General features: G+C 43.0%; 13 protein-coding genes and 1 rRNA gene. 13 read left to right on the forward strand and 1 reads right to left on the reverse strand.

The annotated features are described in order from the left end of the window. The 4 genes from V4467_04760 to V4467_04775 all read left to right on the forward strand — a co-directional run. Window positions 1-316 (forward strand): hypothetical protein (locus V4467_04760; protein MES2088271.1); only part of this gene is annotated, 316 nt, incomplete at its 5' end. Window positions 317-368: 52 nt separating this feature from the next. After that, complete coding sequence (locus V4467_04765) at window positions 369-956, forward strand: hypothetical protein (protein ID MES2088272.1); 588 nt, start codon at window positions 369-371, stop codon at window positions 954-956. A 52-nt stretch (window positions 957-1,008) separates the two neighbouring features. Next, window positions 1,009-2,163 (forward strand): rod shape-determining protein RodA, encoded by a 1,155-nt coding sequence (gene rodA / locus V4467_04770; protein MES2088273.1) that lies wholly within the window; start codon window positions 1,009-1,011, stop codon window positions 2,161-2,163. A gap of 106 nt (window positions 2,164-2,269) precedes the next feature. Beyond that, the gene (locus tag V4467_04775; protein MES2088274.1) at window positions 2,270-2,560 is read left to right on the forward strand and encodes a hypothetical protein; all 291 of its coding nucleotides are present in this window, start codon (window positions 2,270-2,272) and stop codon (window positions 2,558-2,560) included. 119 nt (window positions 2,561-2,679) lie between these two features. Here V4467_04775 and V4467_04780 read toward each other — a convergent pair whose 3' ends face one another. Beyond that, window positions 2,680-3,894: a glycosyltransferase gene (locus V4467_04780; protein ID MES2088275.1), complete on the reverse strand. Its 1,215-nt coding sequence runs from the start codon at window positions 3,892-3,894 to the stop codon at window positions 2,680-2,682. 161 nt (window positions 3,895-4,055) lie between these two features. Here V4467_04780 and V4467_04785 point away from each other — a divergent pair, with 161 nt between their 5' ends. The 9 genes from V4467_04785 to V4467_04825 form a co-directional block, all read left to right on the forward strand. Further along, complete coding sequence (locus V4467_04785; GenBank protein ID MES2088276.1) at window positions 4,056-5,408, forward strand: sugar transferase; 1,353 nt, start codon at window positions 4,056-4,058, stop codon at window positions 5,406-5,408. A gap of 61 nt (window positions 5,409-5,469) precedes the next feature. Beyond that, window positions 5,470-6,405 (forward strand): NAD-dependent epimerase/dehydratase family protein, encoded by a 936-nt coding sequence (locus V4467_04790; protein MES2088277.1) that lies wholly within the window; start codon window positions 5,470-5,472, stop codon window positions 6,403-6,405. Then, window positions 6,402-7,025: a class I SAM-dependent methyltransferase gene (locus V4467_04795; GenBank protein MES2088278.1), complete on the forward strand. Its 624-nt coding sequence runs from the start codon at window positions 6,402-6,404 to the stop codon at window positions 7,023-7,025. The genes V4467_04790 and V4467_04795 overlap by 4 nt, the downstream gene beginning before the upstream one ends. An 83-nt stretch (window positions 7,026-7,108) precedes the next feature. Beyond that, a complete protein-coding gene (gene secD / locus V4467_04800) occupies window positions 7,109-8,515 on the forward strand; it encodes a protein translocase subunit SecD (protein MES2088279.1) in 1,407 nt (468 codons plus the stop codon). Between the two features lie 18 nt (window positions 8,516-8,533). Beyond that, a complete protein-coding gene (gene secF / locus V4467_04805; GenBank protein ID MES2088280.1) occupies window positions 8,534-9,445 on the forward strand; it encodes a protein translocase subunit SecF in 912 nt (303 codons plus the stop codon). 10 nt (window positions 9,446-9,455) lie between these two features. Then, entirely contained in the window at window positions 9,456-9,770 is a 315-nt protein-coding gene (locus V4467_04810; GenBank protein ID MES2088281.1) for a hypothetical protein, read from the forward strand. 271 nt (window positions 9,771-10,041) lie between these two features. Beyond that, window positions 10,042-11,715, forward strand: a complete 1,674-nt coding sequence (gene leuA, locus V4467_04815; GenBank protein MES2088282.1) for a 2-isopropylmalate synthase — start codon at window positions 10,042-10,044, stop codon at window positions 11,713-11,715. 351 nt (window positions 11,716-12,066) lie between these two features. Then, on the forward strand, window positions 12,067-13,323 hold the full coding sequence (gene ilvA, locus V4467_04820) for a threonine ammonia-lyase IlvA (GenBank protein MES2088283.1): 1,257 nt from the start codon (window positions 12,067-12,069) through the stop codon (window positions 13,321-13,323). A 512-nt stretch (window positions 13,324-13,835) separates the two neighbouring features. Beyond that, window positions 13,836-13,900, forward strand: a 16S ribosomal RNA gene (locus V4467_04825); the annotation flags it as partial.

Raw genomic sequence — 13,900 nt, forward strand, 5'->3', positions numbered from 1 at the left:
CACTGTCACTTATACCTTTGCCGCATTTGGCACCAATGAAGCGCGTGCGAGCGCTCGCTTGATTGACGTCAACTGCGGACACACACGGTGCGGCGTCATTCACGACTGCACGCACGCGGGATTGAGTGTGGGAGAAGCGACCGCGCTTTGCGCGGCCGGGGTTTCTTTTTTCGCGCTTTTTACTTTATACTGTAAGCATGATTTCATGGTCTACAAAACGACAGCTCTCATATCTCAGTGTAGTTTTTTTTGTATTTCTTTTTCTTTTGATTTTACCAATATTTTTTTTCACCTACGAAGCACCGAGTCGCTCTGATTCTAAACAAAATCAAGGCGAACAGGGAGTAGACTGTGGAGGGCCGTGCTCTTTGCTCTGCAAGGCTTCGGCGCTTGACCTCATTGTTCATTGGCAGCGTTCCTTTAAAGTTAAGGATGGTGTATACAATGCTATAGCCTATGTTGAAAATCCAAATTTAGATTCGGGTGCGAGTCTTTTGTCATATAAATTTAAATTGTACGATAAAGATAATTTTTTAATTTACGAACGAGACGGGAAAACATTTATTCCTCCAAAGAAAATTTTCGGAATTTTTGAAAGTAACATATTGACCGGTACTCGTATTCCCACTAAAACCGATTTTGAATATTCTCCTCCCGCATGGAGACGAGACGCTACCCAAGAAAAATTTCTTTCAATTGCAAAACAAAACTTGGCAGTCAGTGACCAAGGATCGAGACTCACCGCTTCACTTGAAAACAATAATCTTGAGCCGGTTAGGAACATTGAGGCTGTCGCCTTGATATACGATACTGACACTGGGAATGCTGTCGGTACATCACGTACGGTTGTTGATAGTATCGAGAAGGGTTCTTCTGCTCCGCTTATTTTTACTTGGCCCGAAGCTTTTTTCGCTTCAACTACTCGTAACGAGATTTTGTACCGATTTTTACGATAATTTTTGGTTTGGATTATCATGATGGTGCAGAATCGATTATACTTAGTCACCTATGGTAAGAAACACTTTCGGTGTGCGTAAAATTTTTCTGGCGATCGACTGGACGTTAGTTCTCTGCCTCCTTCCTATTCTTGGCGCAGGATTGGTCACTATGAATTCTTTTGTGGGAGAAAGTGCTTTGTTCGATAAACAAATTGTTTGGATTTCTGTAGGATTTACCATTTTTTTTATTCTGAGTTTTTTTGATTTTCGTTTTTTGCGCCGCACTCCTGTGTTGGTTGCCTTATTTCTTATTTCGATTTTTACATTAAGTGTTCTTTTGGTGATTGGGGGAATCACAAACGGATCACAAAGTTGGTTTAATCTCGGTTTCTTTTTTCTTGAACCGGCCGATTTAAGCAAGCTCGTTTTGATTGCCATTTTGGCAAAATATTTTTCCCGTCGTCATATTGAGATAGCGCATATTCGTCATATTTTAGTTTCCGGACTCTATGCTCTTGTGCTATTTAGTCTTGTACTTTTACAGCCAGATTTCGGTTCGGCGGTTATCATTTTTTTGATTTGGTTTGGTATGGTATTGGTCTCGGGGATTTCCAAAAAACATTTAGCCTTAGTTTTTTTTGTTGGGATTGTTGCCTTCTTAAGTTTATGGTTTTTTGCTTTTAAAGAGTACCAGAAACATCGTATTATCAACTTCATTCATCCATTTTCGGATATTCGGGGGACTGGATACAATGCGTATCAGTCAACTATCGCAGTTGGTTCGGGAGAAATTTTTGGCAAGGGGATTGGATTCGGAACTCAATCGCGATTAAAATTTTTGCCAGAATACGAAACCGATTTTATTTTCGCTTCATTTGCTGAGGAGTGGGGTTTCGCGGGAGTTCTGCTGTTGTTTTTCTTATACGCAGTGGTTATTTGGAGAATTTTAGTTCATGCGATGAGAGGTGCGACAAATTTTGAAACCCTGTTTGGGTTGGGTCTCGCTATTTTTTTCATGAGCCATTTTTTTATAAACGTTGGCATGAATATCGGCCTTCTGCCGGTGACCGGTATCACACTTCCTTTCATGAGTTATGGAGGAACACATTTGATTACCGAATTCATTGGCCTCGGAGTATTGATGGGTATGAGTCGGTATCAGAGGCCGGCGCATAAAGACTTATCGAAAAATGAATTTCTTGGGGTGATGGGGGAGGAGGTATAAAAGTGTAGCCAGAAATTTTGCCGCAAAATTTCGGGGCAGGAAAATGTTGACATTGAGTTTTAAAATGTTAGTTTGGACTTAGGTTTTTTGCAAAAGATCGAATTTTATGGACCCTAATTTGCTGACCTTTATTGTTGGGCATTGTGATGATAATTTTAAGGGGAAGGAAAGACAAATCCTTCTGACCATATTGAGGGATGATCCGGAACGCTCGCGCGCGTGGGCAAGGGTTGCATTGCGCACGTGGACGATTGCGTTTCGTGAAAAGTGTCGCGTGGCAGTCACCATAGGTGATTATGATGAAAGCGCTCTAACTGTCGTGGCGCGACTTCAACAACACTTCGCCTCCGAGATCGCTATTTTACCGAGGTTAGTTCCTACAACCGCACCGGCATAATTGGTTGCGGTTTTTTTTATGATTAGATAGAAAGGTGGTTATTAAAAAATGGACACTATAGTATTCGCTTACTTTAGAGACCATGGTCTCTAAAGTAAGCGAATACGGTTAGAAAAGTATTAAGAAAGTGTTTTGTAGAGCGTGATGGTTTCTTCTACCATTTTCTCAAGAGTGAATTTTGTTTCCACGGTTTTTTTAAGATTCTCTCCAAATTCTTTATTTTTTTCTGGATGGGCAATTAAATACGAAAGGGCGTGAGCGATTTCCTTCGGTCTTTTTTCTTTAATCAAAATACCCGATTTCATGTCTTCAATTATTTCTGGAATACCACCGACGTTTGTCGCAATAGTGGGCAAACTGGCCTGACCTGCTTCAAGGGCAACGTACGGCAAGCCTTCTTTAAGAGAGGGAAGAAGAAAGACATCAAATGCTTGGAGGAGTTCTGCCGCTCCAGGGTATTCCCCAGCAAGGGAAACAATGTCTTCAAGTTTTTCTTGTTTAATAAGTAATTCCAAATTATTTTTTTCTTCTCCGCCACCAATAATGACGTAGACAATTTTGTCTGGGGTGACATTTTCAAAATTGTTTGGGCGTATAAGTAAACTGCAGGCGTTAATGGCATGATCAAGACCTTTGTTTTTGTGTAACTCAGCAATGGTGCCAATCCAAATTTTTTTGTCGTCGAGCTGTTTGCCGATTTTTTGATTGATAATTTTTCGCGCTTCGTCCCTGCTTTTAAAGACCGGTTTTTCTATACCGTTGTGAATCACGGAAATTTTTTCTTGAACAAAAATAAACTCTTTTACTTTTTCTCGATCATCATTTGAGACAACGATAGTGCGATGGCTCAGAAAAATGGTCACCCAAGAAAGATACTCAATTATTTTTTTCGTAAACGGTTTCCTTTTTTCTTTGAATGCCCAGCCGTGAGCAGTAAAGAGTACTTTACAAGTTGAAAGTTGAAAGTTGAAAGCTGAAAGTTTAAGAGAGAGATTATACAGATGAGCGGCAACAGCGCCGAGGGCGCCGGCTTTTGAACTGTTTAGATGAACGATATCGGGTTGAGTTTCTTTAATTATTTTATAGATGTTGAAAAAGGCTTTTATTTCTTTAAGCACTCTGACATCGCGTTCAAGTCCCGAAATACTGAATGTTGGAACTCCCGCGCTTTCCAGCTTGTTTTTCAAGTATCCTTTGCCACCAAGGGCAACCATTGGCTCGAATGAATCCTTGGGAAGTTTTGTTGCCAAGTCAAACACATACCTTTGGGCACCGCCGAAGTTGCTTTTGGTGATGATAAACAATATTTTCAGTTTTTTCTTGCCAGAATCCATTGGGATCAATTATAACCTAAAGAGGCTAGTTAGGGTTACAATTGAAATACAAAATACAAATCGACACAAAAATACAAATAACGGAATTCGTATATTCGTACTAATTTGTAATTTGTGTTTACCCTAGATATTTTAGAATTTTCTGCTATAATACTGCAATCATGTCAATTCTTAACCGGAAAGAGTACCTCATCCTTGGCATAGGCGATATTTTAATATTTTTCTTCGCTCTCTGGCTCATGTTGTTTGTGCGGTATGGGGCAGGGTTAGACAAAGATATTTTTTATGCCCATCTTTCGCCTTTTTCTTTGCTCATTATCGCGTGGCTCGTGGTTTTTTTTGTAGCGGGTTTGTATGAAAAACATACCTTGCTGTTGCGGAGTCGCTTACCGAACATTGTGCTTAAATCTGCCATTGTGAACAGTTTCTTGGCGGTAATCTTTTTTTACTTTATTCCATATTTTGGAATTGCTCCTAAGGTCAATTTGTTTTTATACCTTTTATTTTCCTCAGTCTTCATTTTGTTCTGGCGAATGTACGGATATCGTTTTTTTTACACTAGAAAAAAACAGGACGCTATTAGCATCGGCACGGGGGTTGAGCTCGCTGAGCTTACCAAAGAGGTCAATCAAAACGAACGCTACAACATTCGATTCGTTGATTCATTCGACATTGGCAGTGTAAACCCTCTTGAGTTTAAAAAAATTGTTTCTGCTCGAATTGAAAACGATCAAGTTGCTCTGATTGCGGCTGATTTTAAGAATAAAAAAATTGAACCCTTGTTGCCGTATTTGTACGATCTGATTTTTAAAAATGTGGAGTTTGTTGATATTCATGTGTTGTATGAAGAAATTTTCGACCGCATTCCCATTTCTCTTATTAACTACGATTGGTTTTTGGAATATGTTTCTGTCGGAACTTCGGCAAGCTATGACGGTCTGAAACGACTCATGGATATTGTTATTTCAATTCCGCTCCTCATTATTCCCGTGCTCACGTATCCATTTGTCTTTATCGCGATGAAGTTGGAGGATGGCCGGCCAGTATTTTCTTCTCAGACACGTGTTGGAAAAAACAATCACAAGGTTAGACTTTTGAAATTTAGAACCATGTCATTTAATGATGACGGAGATTGGAAAGGTTTGGGGAAGGTGAATAAGGTGACGAAAGTTGGTGCCTTTTTGAGAAAAACTCGTTTAGATGAATTTCCTCAGTTGTGGAATGTTTTGAGAGGGGATATTTCTTTAATCGGCCCGCGTCCTGAATTTCCCGAACCGGTACAGCACTACGTGGAAGAAATTCCATATTACAATACTCGTCACCTGATCAAACCGGGGCTTTCCGGTTGGGCACAGCTCTATCACGAAAATCATCCGCACCACGAGGCAGATGTTAACGAAACCCGCGTAAAACTTTCGTATGATTTATATTACATCAAGAATCGCTCGTTCTTTTTGGATTTGAAAATTGCGCTTAAAACAATGAAAACGTTGCTGTCGCGATCGGGGGTTTAAAGCTTGAAGCTAAAAGCTTTCAGCTGTAAGCTTTTAGAACTCTCAAGAGTTGTATACATATATGAAAAAGCAAAACACAAAATCTGGTGAAGAAAATAAAAAAGTAGTGGTAGTTGGTGGCGCCGGATTTATCGGCTCAACTCTCGCAGACGCTCTTATTGAAAAGGGTTTCAGTGTTGAAATTATCGACAATTTATCTGGCGGAAAAATGGAAAATGTGAATCCAAAGGCCAAATTTCACAACGCCGATGTCTGCGATTTGGAAGCTATCAAGCCAATTATTAAGGGTGCTCAATTTGTTTTTCATTTCGCGGCTTTGCCTCGCGTGCAGTACTCCATTGAAAAGCCGGTAGAAACTTCGGAGGTGAATGTCATGGGAACATTGAACGTGTTGGTTGCCGCCAAAGAGGGTGGTGTCAAACGCGTTATCTACTCGGCCTCAAGTTCAGCCTACGGAGATCAACCCGTAATGCCACTGGTTGAAAATATGTCGGCCAGTCCAAAAAGTCCCTACGGTTTACAGAAATATATTGGCGAATTGTATTGCCGGTTGTGGTCCGAAGTGTATGGAGTTGAAACTGTCTCGCTCCGCTATTTTAATGTCTACGGTCCACGGCTTGATCCATCTGGCGCCTACGCGCTCGTCATCGGGAAATTTTTGAAACAGCGATCAGAGGGACAAGCTTTAACGATTACGGGTGATGGAAAGCAAACTCGCGATTTTACTCATGTACATGATGTGGTGCGAGCAAATCTGTTAGCCGCAGAAAGTACAAACGTGGGGAAGGGCGAGGTGATTAACATTGGCGCTGGGAAAAATTGTTCGATTAACGATTTAGCAAAAATGATTGGAGGAAAAGTGGAATATGTGGCCGCGCGAATCGAACCGCACGATACTCTCGCTGATAATTCACTCGCTAAAAAACTTTTAGGTTGGGAGCCACAGGTTTCTTTAGAAGAGGGAATTGATGAACTGAAAAAAATCTTCAAACTATGAAAAGTGAGAAGTTAAAAGAAACCTATAACAAAATTGCTCGGGATTGGGCGATTGATCACAAACGAGATGACTGGTGGATTGCGGTTACTGACCAATTTCTTAGCATGTTGCCAAAAGGTGCAACTATTTTAGATATTGGGTGCGCCCAGGGATGGAAATCGGCATATCTCGCGTCAAAAGGTTTTTCCGTAACGGGGATTGATTTTTCGGAGGAGATGGTTTTGCTCGCACAGAAAGCCTTTCCTAAGATACCATTCAAAGTTTGGGATTTGTACGACATTGAAAAATTGCCCGGTACATTTGATTGCGTGTTTGCTCAAGCGGTCTTGCTCCACGTTCCAAAAGCCGAAATTTTAGAGGTGATGGGAAAAATTAAAACTAAATTAAATCCTGGAGGTTTATTGTACGTGGCCGTCAAACAATTAAGAGAAGGGGAGTCGGACGAGGAGGAGGTTACTGAAAAAGATTATGGCTTTGAATATACGCGGTTTTTCAGTTATTTTACCCAAGAAGCAATGGAAGGTTATTTTAAAAAGCTCGGGTTTGAAATTGTTTTAAGTAAGGTTACTCACTCAGGCAGAAGAAGTTGGATACAGATTGCCGGAAAGAGGAGTTTTTAAAAGCTGTAAGCTATCAGCTAAAAGCTTGAAGCTTTAATGCGGGATACTTGATACTTTATACTTGATACCGTATACTCTCACCCATGTTACAGAAGAGACTATTCGCCGTTATTTTGATTCTAGCCGCCATTGGGGTGGGCTATTTTGCAGATATTAGACTTAGCGCAAAGCCGGCGTTTCCATATGTGGCTGTTACAGTTAATCACGCTAACTACAAACTCGGTCTTGATTTAAACGGTGGAACTCACTTGGTATATCAAGCCAACACTTCAAAGCTTACCGGCGCTGATGTTGGGGGTGCTATGACCGCGCTTCGCGATGTGATTGAGCGACGCGTCAATATTTTCGGCGTGTCAGAACCAATTGTTCAAATTGAGAAAGGAGGAGTGGTTGGAGGAGGTGATGACCGCTTGATTGTCGAATTGCCGGGTGTCACAAACGTTGAAGATGCAATCAAAACTATCGGACAAGTGCCGACGCTTGAATTTAAAACTGAACGACTAGCCGGCGCTGAAAAAGACGCCATTTTGAAAGCTTTCGATGATTATCAAAAAACTAAAGACAGTTCGAAACCGATTATCAGCAACCTCTTAGCTGAAGATCCATACTATATCTCTTCTCCATTGACCGGTAGATATCTTGAACACGCGACAGTTGAGTTCGATCCTACAACAGGTGAACCTCACGTCTCGATTACTTTTAACTCAGTAGGAGCAAAACTTTTCGGTGATCTAACCAAGAATAATGTTAATAAAACTATTGCGGTCTATCTTGATGGCGCCATTATTTCTGCCCCAGTTGTGCGAGAAGAAATCAAAGATGGGAAAGCGGTAATTTCAGGAGGTTTTAAGGTTGCTGACGCACAAGCTTTGGCGAGAAATCTCAACTACGGAGCCTTGCCAGTTGATATCAAACTTTTGTCTACTCAGACCATCGGTGCTTCGCTAGGAGAAGACGCTCTTAATGCCGGCATAAAATCGGGACTCATTGCGTTCGCGGTGATCGCCCTTTTCCTCATTCTCTGGTACCGACTTCCAGGATTGGTAGCGGTTCTTGCCCTCTCTGTGTACGTTGTCTTAAACCTTTTGATATTTAAATTTTTGGTAACGCTGACTGCCGCGGGTATTGCGGGATTTATTCTTTCGATCGGTATGGCGGTGGATGCCAACATTTTGATTTTCGAGAGAATGAAAGAGGAACTCGCTCGTGGCCGCGCGTTACCGGACGCAGTCAGAGAAGGTTTTGCTCGAGCGTGGACTTCCATTCGCGACAGTAACCTTTCCAGTATCATAACTTCAGTTATTCTCTACTGGTTTGCATCGAATTCTCTCATCAAAGGTTTTGCGTTAGTATTCTTTATTGGTGTGGTGACTAGCATGTTTACCGCTATCGTCATTTCCCGAACCTTCCTTCAAGCCATTGGCGCCAAAGGAGATAGCAAATTCGCCAAGTTTTTATTTCGTTCCGGTTTTCTAAACCCTAAACCCTAAACCCTAAACCCTATTACAATGTTTATCGTCAAATACAGAAAAATATTTTATACAATCTCCGGCATTCTCATGCTCGGTTCTTTGCTCGCGATATTTGTGTGGGGTTTTAACCCGGGTATTGATTTTAAGGGAGGCTCAGTTCTTGAAATTGAATATCCATCTGCTCGTCCAGAGTTGTCTGTTGTTAATCAACAAATTGCTGGTTTAAATTTCGATCAATCTATTCGTGCCACAGGGGAGAAGGGATACATTATTCGATTGAAAAGTCTCAGTGAGGCTGAACGAGCTACTATAGAGTCGGCGCTTTCAAAAAATACAACCAATATTCCAGAAGTAAAACGATTTGACTCAATTGGTCCAGTGCTCGGCGCCGAGGCCCTTTCAAAATCTATTGTTTCGATTATTTTGGTTTTGTTGGCGATTGTTATTTTTATCACGTTCGCATTTCGAAAAGTGTCTGAGCCGGTTGCATCTTGGAAATACGGTTTGATTACGGTGTTCGCGCTTTTCCACGATGTGTTAGTTCCGACGGGAGTGTTTGTGGCACTGGGCCACTTCAAAGGATATGAAGTTGATACACTTTTCGTAACGGCGCTTTTGGTCATTCTCGGTTTCTCGGTTCACGACACAATCGTGGTATTTGACCGCGTTCGAGAAAATCTTAAATTTGCCGGCGTTGGAAAAAATCGAAAAACTTTTGATGTGGTAGTTGGAGAAAGTATCAACCAAACTTTTGTTCGCTCAATTAACACTTCAGTCACGACACTTTTGGCTCTCGCTGTCCTCTATGTTGTTGGTCCGGAAGTTACCAAACACCTTTCCCTCGCGCTTCTTGTTGGAATCACCGCTGGAACTTATTCGTCAGTATTTCTCGGAAGTCCGCTCCTTGTAACCGTAGAAAGTTGGCAGAATAAAAAGAGGGGTTTATAATAGAGAAGTAATGAAGAAATCTAAAAGCGCAAAATCAAAAATTGATGTTGGTCAAGAGTTGCGCAATCTCGGTGTGTTGCTTGAAAAAAATAATCATGAAATCAAGGCGGTTGCCGAACAGTACGGTGATTTGCAAAAAGATGTTTCAGGTCTTAAAAAGACACTCGAATCGCACACTGAAATGATCGGAAAATTGGCTGAAGACATGACGATTGTTAAAGTAAACGTTGAATTTCTAAAAGGTAGTCTAAAAAAGAAAGTGGATTACGACGAATTTTTAGCCTTGGAGCGGAGGTTGTCGTTGTTGGAATCAAAAGTAAAATAAATAATCAAAACTTGACAGTATCCGTGTCTTTGTCTAGTATCAAACAATCATGAAATCGAGCACTATTAACCTTCTAGGCCTCCTACTAGCCCTTAAAAACGGTGGAGGTCTTGCTCGTGCCAAAATTAACTAACTTTCTAACTTCTAAACTAATTTTGTAACAAGCCAGCTCTTCACCCCGAGGAGCTGTTTTGTTGTCTTGGGTGAGACTTCAAAATAAACCTAGGGGACGGGAAGAGTTTTGGTTCTTCGAAATGAGTGTAAAAAACCTATGAAAATTCAAACAGGCAAGTATTGTCCGTTTCCGCAAGTTAATTTGCATGCTCGGCAATGGCCGAGTCGTGTGATCATGGCTCCACCGTTTTGGTGCAGTGTGGATCTCCGTGACGGTAATCAGTCACTTCCAACTCCAATGAATGTTAGTCAAAAATTGGAAATGTTTCGAATGCTTGTCGCTCGGAGATTTAAGGAAATCGAAATCGGTTTCCCATCTGCATCCAACACCGAGTTTGCCTTTAACCGGCGGCTCATTGAGGACAAGTTGATTCCCGATGATGTGACCATTCAAGTTCTGGTGCAAGCGCGCGAGGATTTGATTGAGCGAACTTTTGAGTCGCTCGTCGGTGCTCGAAAAGTGATCATTCACTTGTACAACTCGACGTCACCGGCTCAGCGCCGTGTCGTCTTTGGAAAAACCAAGTCGGAAATTATCGAGTTGGCTCGGCAGGGCGCGCAGTGGATCTTGGATCGGATTCCTCGATTGACCGCTGGCGGCACCGATGTCCGCTTGCAGTATTCACCGGAAAGTTTTAGCGCTACTGAATTGGAATTTGCACTGGAAATTTCGGAGGCTGTGATAGCCATCTGGAAGCCAACTCCCGCACGGAAGATGATTCTTAATCTTCCCTGCACTGTCGAAGTGGCGACACCGAATGTCTACGCCGACCAAATCGAATGGATGTGTCGCAAGCTGCAAGATCACGGGCTTCGCGACTCAGTCATTGTCAGTCTGCACGCACACAACGATCGTGGCACCGGTGTCGCGACAACCGAACTTGGTTTGCTTGCTGGTGCTGATCGTGTCGAGGGGACGCTGTTTGGTAATGGTGAGCGGACTGGCAATCTTGATCTGGTCACGTTGGCCCTTAACCTCTACATGCATGGCATCGATCCTGGATTGGATTTTTCTGATCTCAGTGCAGTGCGTGAAGTGTACGAGCGGTGCACGGGGATGTTGGTACCTCCGCGTCATCCTTATGCGGGCGAATTGGTGTTTACTGCTTTCAGCGGATCGCATCAGGACGCTATCAAGAAAGGATTGGAAGAGAGGGCATTGGGTGAACGTATGCAGTGGGATGTGCCATATCTCGCCATTGATCCGGCAGACATCGGGCGCGAATACCGAGAGGTCATTCGGGTTAATAGTCAGTCGGGCAAAGGAGGGGTTGCGTACTTACTCGAGTCTGAGTTTGGCATCGAAATTCCCAAGGAGATGCAGAGGGAATTTGGTCCGATCGCCAATGATAAAGTTGATGCGCTTGGTCGGGAAGTGGAAGCTCGGGAGTTGCGGGCAATGTTCTGGGCGGAATACGTGGAACGAAGCAATCCGTGGTCGCTTGTAAGTTTCAGCTTTTCAAACGACTCGCTTAGGGTCACGTGCAATGCAAGACTATCGTGCAAGGGGCAGGAGAGGTATCTGGTTGGTGAAGGTAACGGTCCAGTCGCCGCTTTTGTTCACGCTCTGAACCTCGACTACGAATGCCCGCAAAAGTTTTACGTAGCCAACTATTACGAGCACGCACTGGCTAAAGGTGAAGCCGCGCAGGCGATATCCTACATCAAGTTGCAGTTTGCCGACGGTTCTACTCGGTGGGGAGTTGGGGTTGATACCAGTATTGATCTCGCCTCTATTAAAGCCGTGTTGTCTGCACTCAATCGATCATAGTAACTGACTCTGAACCGCTGGTTAATTCCGGCGGTTTTTTTATTGGCGTCATATTCGCACATTCGTACGAATGTGCGAATGGTGCTTCCTGTTGACATTGTGTATGGTTTGGCATAATCTGTGCTCATGACCTCAAGTGCACGAATTATCTCGATTATTAGCATCATTATTACCAGCTCAACTGGTGGAGATATGACTTGCGCTCGTTTCTAGAAACTACAAACTATAAACTAACGAAAGCCAGCTCTTCACCCCGAAAGCTGGCTTTTTGTTTGCCTCGAGTGAGGATGAAATAAAAAGTCAGTTTGAAGGGGACGGAAGTGCGTTAGTTTTTTGAAAGTAAAATGTCTTATGAAAACACAACTTAGTCCAATGCTTGTTGAAGAAGCGCATGCGCGGCTCAATGGTGTTGTTTGCAGAACACCACTTGAGCTTAACCGTAATCTCTCCGACCGTTTTGATGCCCAGATTTATCTTAAGCGGGAGGATTTACAAGTAGTCAGGTCATACAAGTTGCGAGGGGCGTATAACCGGATTTCTTTACTCAGTCTCGCTGAACGAGGCCAGGGTGTCGTATGTGCGAGCGCCGGCAATCATGCTCAAGGTTTCGCTTTTAGCTGTCGGAGACTTGGGATCAGGGGTTCCATTTACATGCCGAAAAACACGCCCCGCCAAAAAGTTGATCGAGTCAAATTTTTGGGTGGAAGTTGGGTGTCTCTGATTCTTGTCGGTGATGTGTATGACGATGCGTACAAGCATGCACGGGCCGACGCAACAAAAGGAAAGAAAGTTTTCATTCACCCGTTTGATGATCTACACATTATTGCTGGTCAGGGCACAGTCGGTTTGGAGATTTTGGAGCAATTTCCAGAACGCCAACATCTTGACTATGTCATCGTGCCTGTTGGTGGGGCCGGATTAATTGCAGGTCTTGGCGGTTACGTAAAGTCAAAAAGTCCTAGTACCAAGTTGGTTGGAGTAGAACCTTTGGGCGCGCCGTCCATGTCTGCATCTTTACAAGCAGGCAAGGTGGTAACTCTCGAAGTCATTGACAAGTTTGTTGATGGCGCGGCAGTGAAGACAGTTGGTGTGCTTAATTTTGCCATCGCCCAAAAAATCATCGACCGAGTGGTGTTGGTGAATGAAGGTCACGTATGTCAGGAGATGATTTCGTTGTATCAAAACGACGGCATTGTCACTGAGCCGGCCGGCGCGTTGTCGGTGTCTGCTCTCGATGAAGTAAGAGAACAAATCAAGGGCAAAACGGTTGTGTGTGTCGTGAGCGGGGGCAACAATGATATCAGCAGGTACCCCGAAATTATCGAACGGAGTCTCGTGTACCGAGGTCTCAAGCACTACTTCATTGTTGAGTTCTCACAGCGCCCTGGTGCATTGAAAATGTACCTTAACGATGTGCTCGGCGAACTGGTCGACATTACTCTGTTCGAATATATGAAAAAGAACAATCGAGAGAGTGGCCCAGCGTTGGTCGGTGTTGAGCTTTCACAGAAAGATGACTTGAAACTATTGCTCAGGCGAATGAAAAAGGCCGGCCTTTCTTACGAGCACCTCGAAAAGGATAGTCCGATCTTTCGCTTCCTAGTTTAGGAATGCTTGTTGTACTCCTTGCGACGGAAAATTAAATTATCAAAGGAGGCTTCAAAACCCTCCTTTTTTCTTGTTTAAAAATGACAAATTTTTGGTTTAGTGAAGCCCCGCCCGAGCCTTTGGCTCGGGCGGGGCTTTCTTTATTGACATTGATTTGGTTATGTATATAATAGTCCTCACGCTCTGAAAGGCAGGGTAAGCTGTTTGACAATTGAAATATTGAGAATGTACTTCAAGGTTTTTCATGGAAAATCTTGAAGATGTGCAAGTGTTCAGTCGGCTAAGAGCCTTCTGAACAGCAGTCCCGATTTCAATCGGGTCTGAGAAAACCAATTATATTCCAAAATTTAATTTCGCTTTTTTGACCAATAGCAATGAGTCAAAAGAGAGCGAGCGGGATCAACTTAAAAGTTGGGACATTGTTAGGATAGTTTTATTCTTGAATCGTGAATCATGATTCTTGAATCTGTGCGCAAGCGCTAGATACTATTCTTTATTTTGTTCCGTTCACTTTTATTAAGAGTTTGATCCTAGCTCAGGATGAACGCTGGCGGCGTGGATAAGGCATGCAAGTCAA

The organism is Patescibacteria group bacterium, from assembly GCA_040390045.1.
Lineage (GTDB): Bacteria > Patescibacteriota > Minisyncoccia > Phycocordibacterales > SIBU01 > SIBU01.